The organism is Nocardia sp. NPDC127579 (genome assembly GCF_042672005.1).
In the GTDB taxonomy this organism is placed as follows: domain Bacteria; phylum Actinomycetota; class Actinomycetes; order Mycobacteriales; family Mycobacteriaceae; genus Nocardia.
This window is the reverse complement of sequence record NZ_JBHXVZ010000001.1, coordinates 662,930-683,961: the sequence shown is the minus strand read 5'-3', so window position 1 is coordinate 683,961 and position 21,032 is coordinate 662,930. Positions and strand designations below refer to the sequence as shown.

At 71.3% G+C, this 21,032-nt stretch carries 1 protein-coding gene; it reads right to left on the bottom strand.

Annotated features, from left to right (window positions below):
- Positions 1 to 17: 17 nt before the first annotated feature.
- Positions 18 to 21,023 (bottom strand): SDR family NAD(P)-dependent oxidoreductase, encoded by a 21,006-nt coding sequence (locus ACFVMC_RS02585; protein WP_379206206.1) that lies wholly within the window; start codon positions 21,021 to 21,023, stop codon positions 18 to 20.
- Between the last annotated feature and the right edge of the window lie 9 nt (positions 21,024 to 21,032).

Here is a 21,032-nt window from a genome sequence, read left to right as displayed (position 1 = left end):
GGAGTTCGTCATATCGCTCAGTCCTCGGAGTTGTAAGCCAAGTTGATCAAGTCGTCGAGATCCAGCGCGTCGATCGATTCCTCGATCTCGCCGGGCTGATCCGCCGCGGGATCGTCCCGCAGCGCCAGCAGGGCGGTCAGCAGACCCGAATCCCGCAGGCGGGCCGGCGAAATCCCTTGCAGGGCATCGCGAATATCGGTGTCGGACAGCTCCGCCGATCGGTCCGGTTCGGGTGCCACGACGAGTTCGCCCATCAGATGACCGGCCAGCGCCTGCGGGCTCGGATAGTCGAAGATGAGGGTCGCCGGGAGCCGCAGCCCCGTGGCCGCCATGAGCCCGTTGCGGAATTCGATCGCGGTGATCGAGTCGAATCCCAGTTCGTTGAACGCCCGGTCGGTCGCGATGGCGGAGGCATCGGCGTGTCCCAGCACGGCAGCGGCCTGCGCGCGAACCACTTCGACCAGTACCGAGGATCGTTCGATCTCCGGAGTGTCGGCCAAGCGCCGGCGCAGTTCGGCACCGGAATCGACGGGTGCGGCACGACGAGCCGGTACCAGCGCCTCGACCAGGGTGGCCGCCGGGCCCGTGCCGATCCGGCGCGGATCCAGCTGGGCGAGCACCGGTGCGGCGACCTCGGTACCCGCCACGGCGTCGAACAACGCCACACCCTGGTCCTGCGACAGCGGCAGCAGGCCCGCACGCGACATGCGCTCGCGGTCCGCCGCGCCGAGTTCGGCGGTCATGCCGCCGGAGGACTCCCACGCGCCCCAGGCCAGCGACTGCCCCGCGTGACCGGTCGCTCGACGGTGCACCGCAAGCGCGTCCAGGCAGGAGTTGGCTGCCGCGTAATTGCCCTGACCAGGTCCGCCGAACGCACCCGCCACCGAACTGAACAGGACGAACGCCGTCAGATCCAGGTCGGCGGTCAGCGCGTGCAGGTGCAGCGCGGCATCGACCTTGGGGCGCAGTACCGCGTCCATCCGATCCGGGGTGAGCGAGCCGATCGCCCCGTCGTCGAGCACGCCCGCGGTGTGGAAGACACCGCGCAGCGGACGGTCGGCGGGCACGGCGGCCACTACCTGTGCGAGCGCGGCCCGATCGGTGACATCGCAGGCCGCGAAGTCGACCGAAGCGCCGAGTTCGCCCAGGTCCGTCCGCAATTCGGCCGCACCGGGCGCGTCGGCGCCACGCCTGCTCACCAGCAGCAGGTGCCGGACGCCGCGCGTGACCAGGTGCCGGGCGAACAAGCCGCCCAGGTAGCCGCTCGCACCGGTGATCAGGACCGTCTCGTCCGGTCCGAATTCGATGCTCGCCGCGGTGGTCGTCACCCGGGCCAGACGCGCGCGGTACAGCCGCCCGGCGCGCACCGCGAGCTGCGGTTCGGCCGCGGCCGCGATTCCGCCGAGCAGATCCTCGATCCGAGAATCGGCGTCCACCAGGACGATCCGACCCGGATGCTCCGCCTGCGCCGACCGCACCAGACCGCGCACCGCGGCACCGGCCAGATTCGGTGCGTCCTCGCCGGTCACCGACACCGCGCCGGTGGTGCGCACCACCAGCAGCGAGTTGTCGAATCGCGCCTCGGTGATCCAGGACTGCAGCACCGCGAGCGCGGCATGGGTCGCTGCCCGCACGGTGTCGGGATCACTGCCCGCCGGACCGTCGTACAGCACGACCGCCGGTACCTCGGTGCCGACCTCCGGCCACGTCACCGCCTCGATCGCGGTGTCCGGCACCATGATCGGCGTCCACTCGACATCGAACAGGGCATTGTCGAGCACCGACGAGCCTGCCAGCAGATGCGCCGGATCGATCGGCCGGGACGCCAGCGTCCGCACGGAAGCGACCGGGGCACCGGCCGAATCCGCCAGGTCGACCGTGACGGTGTGCTCACCGACGCGAGTCAGCCGGACGCGCAGAGTGTCGGCCCCGGCCGCGTGCACGGTGACCCCGGACCATTCGAACGGCAACGCGACGCCGTCCTCGGTCGTGGCCAGGAAACCGGCCGGGTGCAGCGCGTGCATGGCGGCGTCGAGCAGTGCCGGATGCAGCCCGAAGCCGGTGGCGTCCTGCGCCTGTGGCAACGCGACCTCGGCGAACACCTGCTCCCCGTGTTGCCAGGCGGCCCGCAGACCTTGGAAGCGGGGGCCGTAGGCGTATCCGGCGGCGAGCAATTCGTCGTACAGACCGTCGATCTCGAGCGCGTGGGCGCCGGGTGGTGGCCAGGCGGTGAGGTCGGCGGCGCGTGCGCTTTCCGGGGCGAGGCTGCCTTCGGCATGCAATGTCCAGTCAGCCGCGGCATCGACCTCGGCGGCGGGGCAGGCGAATATCCGCACCGCGCGCCGCCCGGTCTCGTCCTCGGCTCCGGTTCGCACCCGCACCGCGACGCCGCCGTTCTCCGGTAGCACCAGCGGTGCTCGCAGCACCAGTTCCGCCAGGGTCGGCAGGCCGACCAGCGCTCCGGCGTGCAGCGCGAGTTCGACCAGACCGGTGCCGGGGAACAGCACCTTGCCCAGTACCCGATGCTCGGCAAGCCAGGGCTGGGCCTGCACCGAGAGCAGCCCGGCCAAGGTGACCGCCCCGTCTTCCGGTTGGGAGATCACGGCGGAGACCAGCGGGTGGCCGCTGTCGCCGAGTCCCAAAGCCGCCGCACCGCCGCCACCGGCGATCCGGCCCTCGGCCCAGAAGCGCTTGCGCTGGAAGGCATAGGTGGGCAGGTCGATTCGATGCGCACCGGTGCCCGCGTAGTACGCGGCCCAGTCGACTTCGGCTCCGGCGACGAACAGCCGCGCCACGCCGGTCAGCACGGTGGCGGCGTCGGCCTGCTCGCGGCGGGCGAGCGCGACCGCGGTCACGTCCCGGCCGTCGAGAATCTGCTCGAGCATCGGGAACAGCACGGCGTCGGGGCCGACCTCGGCGAGGCGGGTGGTGCCCAGAGCCGCCATGGTGGCGACGGCATCCGCGAAGCGGACGGTGTCGCGCACCTGCCGGATCCAGTAGCCCGGATCGGTCATCTCGTCGGTGACGCGCGTGCCGGTCACCGTGGACACCAGCGTCAGCCGGGGCTGCGTGAAGCTCAATCCTTCGACCACAGAACCGAATTCGGCGAGCATCGGATCCATCAGCATCGAATGGAAGGCATGCGATACCCGCAGCCGATGCGTCCGCCAGCCGTTCGCGACGCAGCGATCCAGTACCTCGGCGATATCGTGCTCGGCCCCGGCGAGCACCACCGAGGCCGGTCCGTTGACCGCGGCGATCGCCGTCGCACCCGAAAGCAGCGGCAGCACCTCGGCTTCCGGCGCTCCGACGGCGACCATCGCGCCACCGGACGGCAGCGCCTGCATCAACCGGCCGCGGGCCGCGACCAGTGCGCAGGCATCGCTCAGCGTGAGTACACCGGCGACATGGGCCGCCCCGATCTCACCGATCGAGTGCCCCGCCACCACATCCGGACGCAGCCCCCAGGATTCGAGGAGGCGGAACAGCGCCACCTCGAAGGCGAACAGACCGGCCTGGGCGAAGACGGTCGCGTCGACCGCCGCCGGGTCGGTCAGCGCGTCCTCGAGCGAAAGTGGTTGCGCCAACTGCGAACCCAGCTCCGCCACGATCGCGTCGAAATGCTCGGCGAATACCGGGTACGTCCGCAGACCATGGGCCATGCCCGCCCACTGCGCGCCCTGACCGGAGAACACGAATCCGGTGCCACCGGAAACCGCACGCCCGGTGACCACCTGCGGTGCGGCCTGCGCGCGAGCCAGAGCCCGGAGGCCGGTACGCAGTTCGCCGCTGTCCGCCGCGACGACGACCGCCCGCTGACCCAGCACCGTTCGTGTCGCCGCCAGCGAGAATCCGAGATCGATCGAATCATGAACGGCACCGGCCTGTTCCAGGCGTTCGGCCTGCGCTCGCAGCGCGTCGGCAGTGCGGGCCGACAGCACCCACGGCACCAGGCCGCCGGGGGGAGTGCTCGGCGGAACCGTCGCCGCCGCTGCGACCGGGGCCTGTTCGAGCACGACATGTGCGTTCGTACCGCTGATCCCGAACGACGAAACCGCCGCGCGCCGTGGACGATCCACCTGCGGCCAGGCCACCTGCTCGGTCAGCAACCGCACCTGACCGTCGGACCAGTCGACCTTCGAACTCGGCTGCTCCGCGTGCAGGGTGCGCGGCAGCACACCGTGGCGCATGGCCATGACCATCTTGATCACGCCGCCCACGCCCGCCGCGGCCTGGGTGTGCCCGATATTCGACTTCAGCGAACCCAGCCACAGCGGCTGGTCCGCGTCCCGGTGCTGCCCGTACGTGGCGAGCAGCGCCTGGGCTTCGATGGGATCACCGAGCGTGGTGCCGGTGCCGTGCGCCTCGACGGCGTCGACGGCCGACGGGGCCAGACCCGCGTTGGCCAGGGCCTGGCGGATCACCCGCTGCTGGGAGGGGCCGTTCGGTGCGGTCAGACCGTTCGACGCGCCGTCCTGGTTCACCGCCGAACCGGCCAGCACCGCCAGCACCTCGTGCCCGTTGCGCCGCGCGTCCGACAAACGTTCCAGGACGAGCATGCCCGCGCCCTCGGACCAGCCGACACCGTCGGCCTCGTCGGAGAACGAGCGGCAGCGCCCGTCCGGCGACAGGCCGCGCTGCCGCCCGAACTCGAGGAACATATCCGGCGTCGCCATGACCGCGACGCCGCCCGCGAGCGCCAGGTCGCATTCGCCCGACCGCAGCGACTGCCCGGCCAGGTGCAGGGCCACCAGCGAGGACGAGCACGCCGTGTCGACGCTGACCGACGGCCCCTCCAAGCCGAACACATAGGACACCCGGCCCGACACCAGACTGCCCGCCGCGCCGCTGCCACTGCCGCTGCCCTGGGCGTAGTCGTGATACATCAGGCCGGTGAAGACACCGGTCGAGCTGCCGCGCAACGCTTCCGGGTCCATTCCGGCCCGCTCCAGCGCCTCCCAGGAGACCTCGAGCAGCAATCGCTGCTGCGGGTCCATCACGGTGGCCTCGTTCGGGCTGATGCCGAAGAAGTCCGCGTCGAAGTCGGCGGCCGAATACAGGAAGCTGCCTCGGCGGGTGTAGGTCTTGCCCGGCGTGCCGGGTTCCGGGTCGTAAATGCCGTCGAGGTCCCAGCCGCGATCGGTGGGCATCTCACCGTTGGTGTCGCGGCCCTCGACCACGAGCTCCCACAGGTCCTCCGGCGAGGTGACGCCACCCGGGTACCGGCAGGCCATCGCGACCACCGCGATCGGCTCGTCGTCGGCCCGGACCCGCCGCACCGCCTGCTGCTCGACCGGCGCACTGCCCGCCAGCTGCGACCCGATGAACTCGGCGACCGCCCGCGGGTTGGGGAAATCGAAGACGGTCGTGGCCGGAAGACGCAGTCCGGTCGCGGTATTGAGCTTGTTGCGGAACTCGACCGCGCTCAGCGAATCGAAGCCGAGCTGCTGGAAGGCCTGTCCGGGTTCGATCGCCTCCGGCGAGGCGTGACCGAGCACCTCGGCCGCGACCGACCGCACCAGATCCAGCACCGCGCTGTCCCGGTCGGCCTCCGGCAGACCCGCCAGATCGAGCGCGAGCGCCGAATCCGGTCGGCTCGCGCGCTTGACGGGCGCGGGCACCAGTTCGCGCACCAGGGCGGGCAGCTGCTCGCCCCGCTTGCGCAGGATCGCCCGATCGACGCGCAGCGCGACCACCTGGGACTCGCCCGAGACGATCGCACCGTCGAACAGCGCGAGACCGTCGGCCTCGGACAGCGGCGGGAAGCCCTGGCGGCGCAGCCGGTCGAAATCCTCGCCGGTCAGCGCGGTGCCGAGACCGCTGGATCGTTCCCACATGCCGTAATCGATGGCGGTAGCGGGCAATCCGAGGCCGCGCCGATGCGCCGCGAGCCCGTCCAGGAAGACGTTGGCGGCCGCGTAGTTGGCCTGTCCCGCCGCCAGCACCAGCCCGCCGGCCGAGGCCACCAGGACGAACATCGACAGCGGCCGGTCGCGGGTCAGCTCGTGCAGATGCCAGGCCGCGTCGACCTTGGGGCGGAACACGTCATCGATCCGCTGTGCGGTCATCGATGCGAGCACCGCGTTGTCCGCGGCGCCCGCCGCGTGCACGACACCGGTGAGCTCCGGCAGATCCGCGAGCAGTGTCGCGAGCGCGGCGCGGTCGGACACGTCGCAGGCCGCGACGGTGACTTCCGCGCCGAGCCCGGCCAATTCGTCGCGCAGCGCGAGGGCGCCCGGCGCGTCGAGACCACGGCGGGAGGTCAGCACCAGGTGCGGCACACCGTATTCGAGGAGCAGATGCCGGGCGATCACCGCGCCCAGACCGCCGGTGCCGCCGGTGACCAACACGGTTCCCGGCCTCGGCGGCACGTCGTCCGGCGGTGCGGAAGTGCCGCCGAGCCCGCCGACCAGACGCGGCACGCGCACGAGGGAGTCGCGCATCGCGGCTTCCGGTTCGGTCCCGAGGGCAGCGACCGCCCGTACGAGCGCACCGGAATCACCGGTGGTCTCGACGTCGAGCAGCTGGAAACGGTCCGGGTTCTCCGCTTGAGCGGCGCGGACCAGGCCCCACACCGGCGACTGCGCCGGATCGATCGCCGAATCATGGACCGACACAGCGTGTTCGGTGACCACCACGAGACGGGTATCGCCGAGTCGCGGTTCCGTCAGCCAGGCTTGCAGCAGGCCGAGCACGCCGACGGTTATCGCCCGCGCTGCCAGCGGCACCGCGCTGTCGTCGCGGGGGCAGGTGAAAACGACGACTTCGGGAGCGTCGCCGGTGGCATCGAGCGCGGCGACCAAGGCACCGAGATCCGCGTGCACCGTCGAAAGCTCGGTTCCGTCCGCGTCACCGAGGAGCACCACCCGGGCAGGATCGACCGGGGCAGCGGGCGGGGGCGCGGGCTGCCACTCGATCCCGAACAGTGCGTCCGGCATTCGCCCGGCGCCCAGCTGTTCCGCCGACACCGGACGAGAGACCAGGCTCTCGACCGAGAGCACGGGATCGCCTGCGGTATCGGCGATCTGGAGCGAGAAACGTTCACCCGCACCGGCGATCCGCACCCGCACCGCCGCCGCCCCGGCGGCGTGCAGCGCCACCCGGTTCCAGCTGAACGGCAGCGCTGGACCGCCCTCGCGCCCACCTCGGATGCTGTGCACGATGAACGCGTGCATGGCGGCGTCGAACAGGGCCGGGTGCAGGCCGTATCCCTGCGCGGCCGCCGGATCGGGCAGTGCGACCTCGGCGAACAACTCCGCGCCGCGCCGCCACATCGCCTGGAGCCCTTGGAAGTACGGGCCGTACCCGTATCCGAGATCCAGCAGTTCGTCGTAAGCGTCGGCGACCGCCATCGATTCGGCGCCCGCCGGCGGCCAGCTGACGAAATCGAAGTCGGCGCGGCCGTCCGCGGCGACGACCGCACCCTCCGCGTGCTTGGTCCACTCGGCTTGTTCGAGCGGCCGGGAGTGAATGCTCACGCGCCGTCGGCCGGTGCCGTCGGCGGCGCCGACGACGACCTGCACATCGACGCTGCCCTGGGCGGGCAACGGCAGGGGCGCGTGCAGGATCAGCTCCTCGACCACACCGCAACCGACCGAATTGCCGGCATGCAAAGCCAATTCGACGAATCCGGTACCCGGCAGCAGGACGGTGCCCAGCACGCTGTGATCGGCGAGCCAGTCGATCGAGTCGATCGACCACCGGCCGGTGAAGCTCACTCCGCCGGTATCGGGCTGCGGCACCACGGCGCCCAGCAGCGGGTGCTCGGCGGGGGCCAGACCGGCGGCGTCCGCGCCGCCGGCGAGCCCCGCCAGCCACGTGGTCGACAGATGGGTCTTCGCGTCGAGCCAGTAGCGCTCGTGCTGGAAGGCGTAGGTGGGTAGATGGACCCGCTGCGCCCCCGCGGCCGAATAGAACCGGGCCCAGTCCACCGCGGCCCCGGCGACGAACAGCTTCGCCACCGCCGTGAGCGCCGTGGCCGTGGTGGCGTCGTCGCGCCGGGCCACGGCCAGGGCCAGCACCGGGTCGGTGTCGGGAAGCACGTCGACGGTACGAGCGACCATCGGCGTCAGGACGGCGTCGGGCCCGATCTCGAGGACCCGCGTGACGCCCGCGCCCACCATCGTGGTCACCGCGTCGGCGAACCGCACCGGTTCGCGTACCTGCCGGACCCAGTAGCCGGGGTCCGACATCTCGTCGGTCACGCGGGCGCCGGATACCGTCGATACCAGCGGAATCGACGGCATCTCGAACCGCACACCGGCGATGGCGGCCTCGAACTCCGCCAGCATCGGATCCATCAGGGCCGAATGGAACGCGTGCGAAACACGCAAACGGTTGGTCCGCCAGCCATTCTCGGCGCAGTGGTGCGCCAGTGCGTCGATACCCGCGCTCGCGCCCGAGACCACCACCGAATCGGGGCTGTTGACCGCGGCGATCGAGACATCCGGGCCCAGCAGCGCCAGCACCTCGGACTCGGTGGCCCCGACGGCGAGCATCGCCCCCTCGGCGGGCAGCGCCTGCATCAGGCGGCCGCGGGCGGCGACGAGCACGCACGCATCCGACAGGGACAGCACACCGGCGATATGCGCGGCGGCGACCTCGCCGATGGAGTGGCCTGCCACGAAATCTGGTCGCACGCCCCAGGATTCGAGCATCCGATACAGCGCGACCTCGAAGGCGAACAGGCCGGCCTGGGTGAACACCGTCCGGTCGATCGCCTCGGGGGATCCCAGCGCGTCGAGCAACGAGCCGGATTCGCTGAGCAGACCGTCCAGCTCCGCGACAATCCCGTCGAATACCTCGGCGAACACCGGGGATACGCGCAGTTCCGTCGCCATGTCGGCCCATTGCGAGCCCTGACCGGAGAAGACGAAGCCCGTCGCACCCGGTATCGCGCGCCCCGAGAGCACGCCCGGGACCGCCGCACCGGCGGCCAGCGCGCGCACGCCGACGCGCGGGTCGTCGCCGATGATCACCGCGCGATGCTCGAAAACGCTTCGGGCGGCCAGCGAATGGCCCACATCGACCGGTTCGAGGTCCGCCACCGCCGCGGACAGGCGCGCGGCCTGAGCGGTGAGCGCGGCGGCGCTGTGCGCCGAGAGCGCCCACGGCGCGATGTCGGCGCCCGGCGTGCGGGCGGCGACGCCGCGCTCCCGCGGTGGCTGTTCGAGGATGATGTGCGCGTTGGTCCCGCTGATGCCGAACGACGAAATCCCCGCGCGGCGTGGGTGATCGGTGGTGGGCCAGGGCCGCTGTTCGGTGAGCAGCCGCACCTCGCCCGCGGACCAGTCGACCTTCGTCGAGGGCTGATCGACATGCAGTGTGCGCGGCAGTGTTTCGTGCCGCATCGCCATGATCATCTTGATCACGCCGCCCACGCCCGCCGCGGCCTGCGAGTGCCCGAGATTCGATTTCAACGAACCGAGCCACAGCGGCTGCTCCGCCGCGCGATCATGGCCGTAGGTGGCGATGATGGCTTCGGCCTCGATCGGATCGCCCAGCACCGTGCCGGTGCCGTGGCCTTCGACCACGTCCACCTCCTCCGGCGCCACACCGGCGTTGGCCAGCGCCTGGCGGATCACCCGGCGTTGCGACGGACCATTGGGTGCGGTCAGGCCGTTGGAGGCCCCGTCCTGGTTCACCGCCGAGCCCGAGACCACGGCCAGGACGCTGTGGCCGTTGCGCCGAGCGGCGGACAGCCGTTCCAGCACCAGCACACCGACACCCTCGGACCACGCGACACCGTCGGCGGAGTCGGCAAAGGATCGGCTGCGGCCATCCGGCGACAGCCCCCGCTGCCTGGAGAACTCCACGAAGGTCTCGGGGCTGGCCATCACCGTCACGCCACCGGCCAGCGCGAGCTCGCATTCCCCCGAGCGCAGCGACTGCGCCGCCAGATGCATGGCTACCAGCGAGGACGAGCAGGCAGTGTCGACGGTGATCGACGGTCCCTCCAGCCCGAAGGTGTAGGAGACCCGGCCCGAGGCGACCGAACCGGTCGCCGAGTTGTTGGGGTAGTCGTGGTACATCATTCCGGCCCAGACGCCGGTGGCGCTGCCGCGCAGGGTGTTCGGGTCGATTCCGGCGCGTTCGAATGCCTCCCAGGAGGTTTCGAGTAGCAGGAATTGTTGTGGGTCCATGGTGGTGGCTTCGTTCGGGCTGATGCCGAAGAAGGCGGGGTCGAAATTGCCTGCGGTGTGCAGGAATCCGCCGGAGCGGGTGTAGGAGCGGTTGGGTAGTTCGCCGGTGGGGTCGTAGATGCGGTCGATGTCCCAGCCGCGGTTGGTGGGGAATTCGGTGGTGGCGTCGATGCCGTCGGCGACGAGTTTCCAGAGGTCTTCGGGTGATTCGACGCCGCCGGGGTAGCGGCAGGCCATACCCACGATCACGATCGGGTCGTCATCGACCGCCTCGGTCGCCGTGACCGTGACGCTCTCGCCGACGCCGGCCAACTCGTCCGCGATGTAGTTCGCCAGTGTCTGCGGTGTTGGATAGTCGAAGACCACGGCGGCCGAAAGGGCCACTCCGGTAGCGGCTTTCAGCCGATTCCGTAGTTCCACTGCGCTCAGCGAATCGAATCCCAGATCCTGGAAGGCGCGATCGGCTTCGATGGCCGACGCCCCGCCGCCGCCCAAGACCGCCGCGACCTCGGCACGCACGGTATCGAACACCGCCTGTCGCCGCTCGGCGGTATCGAGCGTGGAGAGCCGTCGCGCCGGTGCGGCGGTCGCGCCACGGGCAACCCGGCGTCTCGCCGCCGGAACCAGATCCTGGAACACCGGCGGCAGCAGCCCGGACTCGAGTCCGGTGCGCAGCGCGGCGGTGTCGAGCGACGCGATCACCGCGAGCGCGCGCCGTGCCGCGAGCGCCGCCCGCCAGCCCGCCAGCGCCTGCCGCTCCGACAGCGGGGTGAGTCCGCTCCGCGCGAGCCGGGCCGCGTCGGCCGCGGACAATCGGCCGCCCATCCCGCTCGCCCACGGACCCCACGCCAGTGACTGACCCGGTAGTCCCTGCGCCCTGCGGTGTGCGACGAGCGCGTCCAGGAAGGTGTTGGCGGCGGCGTAGTTGCCCTGTCCGGGCCCGCCGACCGTGCCGGATATCGACGAGAACACCACGAACGCAGCCAGATTCGCGTCCGTCGTCGCCTGGTGCAACTGCCACGCGGCATCGACCTTCGGCGCCAGCACGGCGTCGATCTGCCGCGCGGTCAGCGCATCGATCGTGGCGTCGTCGAGGACGCCCGCGGCATGGACGACGGCCGACAGCGGCCATTGCGCCGGGCATTCGGCCAGCGCCGCGGTGAGCGCGCCGGCGTCGGTGACATCGCACGCCACCACCCGCACGTGCGCGCCCAACTGTTCCAATTCGGCGGTCAGTGCGCTCACGCCCTCGGCCTGCGGCCCGCGCCGACTGACCAACAGCACCGACGGAACGCCGTGCTCGGCGACGACATACCGCGCGACGGTCGCACCCAATCCGCCTGTGCCACCGGTGATCAGGACGGTACCGGCACCGAACGGACGCGGCTCAGCCGATTCCGGTGCGGGGGAACCGGATCGGGTCAGGCGGGCGGTGTATACGCGAGCATCCCGCACGACCACCTGCGGCTCGCCGACCGCCAGCACGGCGGCCGCCAGCGCGGCATCGAGCTCGCTGTCGCTGTCCACGAGCACAATTCGCTCGGGATCCTCGGCCTGTGCCGAGCGCACCAGCCCCCACACCGCGGCACCCGCGAGATCCCGTGGCTCCTCGCCGGGCAGTGCCACCGCGCCCTGGGTGGCGATCAGCAGAGTCGAGGGCAGCGCCGCGCTCCGCCAGCCGCGCACGAGGTCGAGAACGCGCGTGACCTCGGCGTGGGTGGCGGCCACGATGTCGGAATCCGCTGTCCTGCCGGACCATCCGGAACCGGCCTCGACGACGATGACAGGCGCGGTCGCGCCGCTCGCGGGGCCGGGCTCCGTACCGGCGAGCACCAGATCGAAGTCGGACCGGTCCGAGTCCTGCCGGAAGGTCGAAAGCCGCGGCAGTCCGTCCGCGAGTTCGCTGGAGGTGGAGTCGACCGGCGACCAGACGAGATCCAGCACGGGAGCGGACGCGTCGGTACCGACGGCGAACTGATCGAGCGGGATCGGGCGCGGCGTCACGGATCCGGTCAGAACGGATCGTCCGTGCTCGTCCTCGACCGAGACCGTCACGGCGGATCCGCGTGGACTCAGCCGGACCCGCAGCACGGATCCGGCGGACGCCGAGATCGCGACCGACTCCCAGGCGAACGGTAGGGCGATCTGGCCGCGCTCGACCGTGAACGCGGAATCCGGTGCACCCGCCGCGCTTTCCAGCGCGTCCACGAGATGGCCCGCGTGCAGCGCGGCGTCCAGCAGCGCCGGGTGGATGGCGAACGCGCCGGAAAGCGCGTCGTGCGTGGTGATTTCGGCGAGAACGTCCGCGCCGTCGCGCCACAGCGCGCGAACACCTTGGAAAGCGGGGCCGTATTCGTAGCCGCGCTCGAACAGGGCGGTGTATCCGGCCGCGACGTCGAATTCGGTGGCGGCCGCGGGCGGCCAGGTACCGGCGGCGGAACGGGAGTGCGAAACCGCCGTACGGCCGGTGTCATCGGTCAGGCGGCCGCGCGCGTGCAGCGTCCACTGCTCGCCCTCGAGGTCATCCGCGCTGGAGTAGATGGCGACCGATCGCGAGTCCCGGTCGCCACCGCCGAGCACCACCTGGATGCGGGTACCGCCGGTCGCGGGCAGGACCAGCGGCGCTTGCAGGGTCAGCTCCTCGAGCACCCCGCAGTCCACGGCGCGCCCGGCCGAGATCGCGAGTTCGGCGAATCCGGTGCCGGGGAAGATCGAGGCTCCCGCGATGACGTGATCGGCCAGCCACGGCTGCGCCGCGATCGACAGGCGACCGGTCACCAGCACCTCACCCGACTCCGGCGCGGAGACCACCGCACCCAGCAGCGGGTGGTCGACCGGATGCAGACCCGCGTATTCGACCCCCGCCCCGGCGCGCGCGGACTCGAGCCAGTACCGCCGCCGTTCGAACGCGTAGGTGGGCAACGGCACTCGCGACGCCGCGCGTCGTGCGAAGTAGTCCGTCCAGTCGACCTCGACACCGGCGACCTGCGCCTGCGCCAGACCGGCCAGCAACTGACGCACCTCGGGCGCGCCACGGCGCGCGACGGCCACGGCCGCGGCGTCCGCCTCGACCTCGGCGGTCAGGCACTGGTGCACCATCGCCGTCAGCACCGCGTCGGGGCCGAGTTCCACGAACCGGCGGACGCCCGCGGCGGTCAGCGTGGCGATCGCGTCCCCGAAACGGACCGCCTCGCGCACCTGGCGGACCCAGTAGCCGGGGTCGAGCAGTTCAGCACCGGCGAGCCCGCCGGAAACCGTGGAGATCAGGCGAATTCGCGGTTCGTGATAGGTCACCGACGCCGCCACCTCGGCGAACTCGGCCAGCATCGGATCCATCAGATGTGAATGGAAGGCGTGCGACACCCGCAGCCGCGAGTTCTTCCAGCCGCGCTCGCCGCAGCTCGCGGCGAGCAGCGCGATGGCCTGCTCGTCACCGGAAACAACCACCGAGAACGGGGAATTCACCGCGGCGAAGGACAGCTGTCCGGTCTCGGCCAGCAGCGCCGCGACCTCGAGCTCCGGTGCGGCGATCGCCAGCATCGCACCACCGGTGGGCAATCGGCCCATCAGACGGCCGCGGGCCGCCACCATCCGGCAGGCGTCGGGCAGCGTCCACACCCCGGCCAGATAGGCCGCGGCGAGTTCGCCGATCGAATGACCGATCAGGAATTCCGCTGTCACACCGAATGATTCGAGCAAGCGGAACAGCGCTACCTCGTAGGCGAAGAGCGCGGGCTGGGTGATTTCCGTGCGGTCCAGCGCGTCCGCCGATCCCGCATCGCGACCGGTGAACATCAACTCCCGCAGGGGAGCATCGAGCAGTGGATCCAGGTGCGCGCAGACCTCGTCCAGCGCGGTCGCGAAAACCGGGAACTCCTCGTACAGTTCGCGGCCCATCCCCGCCCGCTGCGCGCCCTGACCGGTGCACAGGAAGGCGGTGGGCCGCGACCGGGCCCGGCCCAGCGCGACGCCGTAGGCGGTGTCGCCCGCGGCCAGCGCGGACAGCGCGGTACGCGCGGAGTCCAGATCTTCGGCGAGAATCGCGGCACGCCACTCGAATCGGGCGCGGCTCGTCACCAGCGAGTAGGCGACATCATCGAGCGCGGGCCCGGGATGCTCGGTGAGCCACCGCGACAGCGCCGCGGCCTGCGCCCGCAGGCCGGTCTCGGTCTTCGCCGACAGCAGCAGCGGCGCTGCCTCCTCCTCGGCCGGCCGATCGACCGGCAGCACCGTTGTCCGCGGCGCCTCCTCGATGATCGCGTGCGCGTTGGTGCCGCTGACACCGAACGAGGAGACACCCGCGCGGCGCACCGCGCCACCGGATGGCCACGGCTCCGCCTCGGCCAGCACTCGCACCGCACCGGCGGACCAATCCACGTGCGGCGACGTGGTTTCGGCATGCAGCGACGGCGGCAGCGTCTCGTGGCGCAGCGCCTGCACCATCTTGATCACGCCACCGACACCGGCCGCGGCGACCGTGTGCCCGATATTCGATTTGATCGAGCCGATACGCAGCGAGTCGCGCTCGCCGCGGTCCTGTCCGTAGGCGGCGATCAGCGCGTTCGCCTCGATCGGATCACCGAGTGGGGTGCCCGTGCCGTGCGCTTCCACCGCGTCCACATCGGCCGCGGTGATACCCGCGTTGGCCAGCGCCTGGGCGATGACGCGTTCCTGCGACGGACCGTTCGGCGCGGTCAGGCCATTGCTGGCGCCGTCCTGATTCACGGCCGTGCCGCTGACCAGCGCCAGTACCTCGTGTCCGAGGCGGCGCGCGTCGGAGAGCCGCTCGAGCACCAGCACGCCCACGCCCTCGGCGAAGCCGACGCCGTCGGCTCCGGCGGAGAACGGTTTGCAGCGGCCGTCGGGGGACAGGCCGCGCTGCCGCGCGAAATCGACATACAGGTACGGGCTCGCGAAGACGGTCGCGCCGCTGGCCAGCGCCAGCGACGTATCACCCTGGCGCAGCGCCTGGCACGCCAGGTGCAGCGAGACCAGAGAGGACGAGCACGCGGTGTCGACGGTGACCGCGGGCCCCTCCAGCCCGAAGGCGTAGGCAACGCGCCCGGAGACGACGCTGCTGGTGGTGCCGGTGAGCCGGTACCCCTCCAGCTCGCCCTGCACCCGGTCGACGTACCCGGAGAAGCCCGCGCCGGCAAAGACGCCGGTATCGCTGCCGCGCAGCGACTCTGGATCGATGCCCGCGTGTTCCAGTGCCTCCCAGGAGACTTCGAGCAGCAGCCGCTGCTGCGGATCCATCGCGGCCGCTTCGCTTGGCCCGATCCCGAAGAAGCCGGGATCGAATTGGGCGGCGTCGTAGAGGAATCCGCCGCGCCGGGTGTAGACGGTGCCCGGCTTGTCGGGGTCGGTGTCGAACAGCTGGTCCAGGTCCCACTCGCGGTCGGCAGGGAATTCGCCGGTGGCGTCGACGCGATTGGCGACGAGGTCCCAGAGTTCCTCGGGTGAGGTGACGCCGCCGGGGAACCGGCACGACATTCCGACGATCGCGATCGGCTCGTCGGCGCGCACCCGGCGCAGCGGTTTCGGCGTGCTCGCACGCTGCGCCGGCTCGATCCGCCCCTGGATCATCGTGGCCACCGCCGCCGGTGTCGGATAGTCGAACACCAAGGTGGAGGGCAGCTTCACCCCGGTCGCCTTGCCGAGCCGGTTGCGGAACTCCACGCCGCCGAGGGAATCGAATCCGATCTCGTCGAAACGCTGATCCGGCCGGATATCGGCCATGGAATCGTGTCCCAGGACCGCCGCGGCTTCGACCAGGACGGCCTCGAGCACCGCCTCGGCGCGCCGTGCCGCGGGCAGCTCGGCCAGCCGAGCGGCGAGCGCACCGCCCGCCGCGACGGCAGCCGGTGCGGCGGCTCGCGTCCGGCGGGGGAGGAAGCCGCGCAGTACCTCGGGCACCTCGGACTCGTCGGCGGTGCGCAGGGCCGCCGCGTCGAACCGGATCGGCGCCGGCCGGGCCGCGCCACGCGTGAGCGCTTCGTCGAAGAGACGAATGCCCTCGGCGTCGGCGAGCGGGCTCAGGCCGAGTCGTTCCCAGCGCGCCAGCGCACCGCGATCCAGTCCGCCGGTCATGCCGCTGGACTGATTCCACGGACCCCAGGCCAGCGCGGTGCCCGGACGTCCGGCCGCGCGCCGGCGCTGGGCCAGCGCATCCAGCGCACCATTCGCGGCGGCGTAGTTCGCCTGGCCCGAGGTGCCGAGGACGGTCGCGATCGAGGAGAACAGGACGAATGCGCGGACATCGCGGTCGCGGGTCAGTTCGTCCAGGTGCCACGCGCCGTCGACCTTCGGTGCCAGCACCCGGTCGACCTGCGCGTCGGTCAGCGCCGCGACGGTTCCGTCGTCGAGCACACCGGCGGTGTGCACCACCGCGATCGGGATGGCGAAGGCGATGTCGTCGAGCAGCGCGCGCACCGCCTCGCGGTCGGCCACATCGCAGGCGACGACCCGAGCGTGCGCACCCAGCGCCGCCAATTCCGCGACCAGCTCGGCGGTTCCCGCGGCCTCCGGGCCGCGCCGTGAGGTCAGCACCAGCTCGCGCACACCGTATGCGGCGACCAGGTGCCGGGCGAACAGCGAGCCGAGGCCACCCGTGCCGCCCGTGATCAGGACCGTCGCCGTGGCCAGGTCGGCCGCGGAATCGGTCGTGGCACTGTCCGTCTCGTTCACGAGCCGGAGCCGGGGCACCAGGAGGTCGTCTCCGCGCAGCGCGACCTGTGGTGCGCGCATGGCCACGGCGGCCGCGATGCGGCCGGGCCGCGCGGGCGCGGCGGGATCCTCGTCGATCAGGACGAATCGATCGGGATGCTCCGATTGCGCGCTGCGCAGCAGACCCCACACCGCGGCAGCCACCGGATCAGGCGATTCGCCCGGGACACCGGTACCGCCCGAAGTGACCACGACCAGCCGGGTGTCGGCCAAGCGCGGCTGTGCGAGCCAGGAGCGCAACAGCGCCAAGGTCGAGTGCACGCGGGCGCGCACGCGGTGCGGTTCACCGGAAGCCGGTGCGGTCGAATCGGATTCGACTCGGAATACGACGGCGTGCGGAAGCTCTTCGGCGGCAACGAGATCGGCGACCGTCGCGTATCGGGTGTCGAACTCGGCTGCCGTGTCCGGCGCCGCCAACAGCGCGAGGGTGGCCCCGGTGACGGTTTCGCCCGGGGTCGGATCCACCTCCCAGCGCACTTCGTACAGCGCGGCGGCATCGGCGGCCAGCGCACCGCGGAATTCCTTGACGTCGTAGGGCCGCATCACCACGGCATCCACCGAGACCACAGGATTGCCGTCCGGGTCGACGGCGGCGACCGCCACCGCTTCGGGCCCTTGGGCGACCGCGATGACCCGCAGCGCGGACACCTCGGCGGGCCGCGCACCCGCGGCATGGTGGAACCGGGCGCCGGCCCAGCGGAACAGCAACTTGCCGATATTCGGATCAGGGTTGCCGTCTCGCCAGATCAGCCTGGAGAAGGCGGCGTGCATCACCATGTCGAGCAGCGCGGGATGCAGGGTGTGGCGACCCGAGGGCGCGGCCCCGAGGTCGGGGTCCAGGGCGATCTCGGAGAAGACGGCGTCCGCGCGCTCCCACACCTGTCGCACCCCGAGGAACGCCGGGCCGTACTCGAGTCCAGCGTCCGCGGCGATCTGTGCGGGCAGCGCGGCACTGTCGAGCTGTTGTGCGTCGGCGGGCGGCCACGATTCGGCCCGCAGCCGGGCCAGCACGTCCGGCTCACGCTCGGCGGTGGTGGCGAGCGAACCGGTCGCATTGTGCACCCACTCGTCGGAAGCCGAGGTGCGGAAATAGAATTCGAACGGGCGATGCCCGGTCGCGTCGGGTGCCTGGACCAGCACCTGGAGTTCGATCTCGGCGCCGGCGGCGGGCACGATCGGTGCCTGCAAGGTGAGTTCCTCGATTGCCGCACAGCCGATCCGGCCGCCGGCGACGAGCAGGAACTCGATCAGCGTGGCGCTGGGCAGGACCACCACGCCGTAGGTCATGTGGTCGGCGATCCACGGATGCGTCGCCGTCGACAGCCGGCCGGTGAACAGCCACTCGTCCGACCCGGCCAGGCCGAGGACGCCGGTGAGGATCGGATGGTCCGACAGGTCGGCGGTCACGCCGTGGTCGGGTTGCAGCCAGTAGCGCCGCCGCTGGAAGGCGTACTTGGGCAGGGCGATATCGGTCGTCTCGGGTCCGGCGAAGGCCGGGCGCCAGTCGACGCGCGCCCCGCTGACCTGGATTCGGGCCAGGGCCGCGACGAACTGCGCGACCTCGTCGGAGGCCCGTCGCGCCACGGCCACGGTCGTCGCGAGATCGGCGTTCTCGCCGAGGCATTCGCGTGTCATGGCGGTCAGTACCGCGTCGGGCCCGACCTCGACGAAGCGGCTGATGCCGTCGGCGCGCAAGGTGTCGATCGCGGGTGCGAAGCGGACGGTCGCGCGGACCTGCTCCACCCAATACTCGGGATCGGTCAGGGCGGCTCCGGCCGGTTCGCCGGTGACGGTCGAGATGATCGGCAGGACCGGGGTGTTGTAGGTGAGTTTCGCCGCGACCGAACGGAACTTCTCCAGCATCGGGGTCATCCGCGCCGAATGGAAGGCATGGCTCACCCGCAGCCGCTTGTGCTGGATCCCCGCGGCGGCGAGTTCACGCTCGAGGCTCTCGATCGCCTCGGTATCGCCGGACAGCACCGTCGAGGCGGGGCCGTTCGCCGCGCCGATCGAAACTCGATCGGCCACCGCCGCAACGAGTTCGGACGCGCGCGCCGCGTCGACGCCCACGGCCAGCATCGCGCCGCCCTCGGGCAGCGCACCCATCAGGCGGCCGCGAGCCGCCACGAGCGCGCAGGCGTGTGGCAGCGAAAGCACTCCGGCGACATGGGCGGCCGCCAGTTCGCCGATCGAGTGGCCGACCAGCACATCCGGTGCGGCACTGAAGGATTCCAGCAGTCGGAACAGCGCCACTTCGAACGCGAAGAGCGCGGGCTGCGTCCATTCGGTGCGATCGAGCACACCGTCGGGATCGCTGAACATCACTTCGCGCAGCGATCGGCCCAGCGGCCGATCCAGCACCGCGCACACCTCGTCGAGCGCAGTGGCGAAGGCCGGGTACGCGTCGTAGAGCGCGGCGCCCATTCCGACCCGCTGCGCGCCCTGACCGGTGAACAGGAATGCGGTCGCGCCGGAAACAGCCTTCGCCGCTACCGAATTCGGCCCGTCGGCAGCCAAATCCGCCAATCCGGCCAGCAGCTCCGCGCGGTCGCGCCCGGTGACCGCACCGCGCCACTCGAGCAGCGCCCGCGAGCTCAGCAGGGCGTGTGCCACCTCGTGCGGGGCCAGGTCGGGGTGCTCGGTCAGCCACTGCCGCAGGCGATCCGCCTGCGCGCGCAGCGCGACCTCGGATTTGGCGGACACCACCAGCGCGACCTGATCGGCCGTGGCGCGCGGCGTGGTCTCCGGCGCGGCCGTGACGTCCACCGCAGGTGCTTCTTCGAGAATGAGGTGCGCGTTGGTCCCGCTGGCGCCGAAGGACGACACACCTGCCCGGCGCACGCGCTCCCCGGCCGGCCACGGGTGGCTGTCCTGGAGCAGGCGGACGGTACCGGCGGACCAATCCACGTGCGGCGTGGGCTCATCCACGTGCAGCGTGCGTGGCAGCACTCCGTGGCGCATGGCCTGCACCATCTTGATCACGCCGCCGACGCCGGCGGCGGCCGAAGTGTGACCGATATTGGATTTCAGCGAGCCCAGCCGTAACGGCTCGCCCTGGCGTCCGGCGCCGTAGACGCCGATGAGCGCCCGCGCCTCGATCGGATCGCCGAGCATGGTGCCGGTGCCGTGCGCCTCGACCGCGTCGATATCGGCGGGCTCCAGCCCGGCGCTGGCCAATGCCTGGGTGATGACCCGTTCCTGGGACGGGCCGTTGGGCGCGGTGAGCCCGTTGCTCGCGCCATCCTGATTGACCGCGCTGCCGCGAATGACCGCCAGCACGTTGTGGCCCGCACGCTGGGCGTAGGAAAGTCGTTCCAGCACAAGCATGCCGAGGCCCTCGGAGAAACCGGTGCCGTCGGCGGCGGCCGCGAACGCCTTGCAGCGCGCGTCGCTCGACAGGGCCCGCTGCCGGGCGAAGGCGATCAGCAGCGACGGATCCGACATCACCGTGACGCCACCGGCCAGCGCCACCTCGGTGTCACCGGAACGCAGCGCCTGACAGGCCAGATGGATCGCTACCAGCGAGGACGAACACGCGGTGTCCACCGCGATCGCAGGGCCGGTGAAACCGAACGTGTAGGCGATCCGCCCGGCCAGCACGCTGTTCGAAACACCCAGGTACGCATGGCCTTCGGTCTCGGCGCCGATGGTGGGCGAGCCGATCCGCGGACCGTAGTGCTGGTGGATGACACCGGCGAAGACGCCGGTTTCACTGCCGCGCAACGATATCGGGTCGATTCCCGCGTCCTCGAGCGCTTCCCAGGCCGCCTCCAGCATGAGGCGCTGCTGCGGATCCATCGCCGCGGCCTCGCGGGGGCCGATGCCGAAGAAGCCGGCGTCGAAATCGCCGATATCGTCGAGGAATCCGCCCTCGCGGGTGTAGATGGAGCCCGCCGCGTCCGGGTCCGGGTCGAACAGCCGCTCGAGATCCCAGCCGCGATCTGTCGGATAGCCGCCGATGGCGTCGCCGCCCGTCGCCGTCAACTGCCACAGCTGCTCGGGCGAGCGCACGCCGCCCGGGTACCGGCACGCCATACCGACGATCGCGATCGGTTCCTGCATCCGATCGGTGAGCGTGCGCAGGCGCTGCTTGGTCTCGTACAGCTCCTTGGCGGTCTTCTTGAGGTACCGGCGTAGTTCGTCGTCGTCGGCCATCAGTGCAAC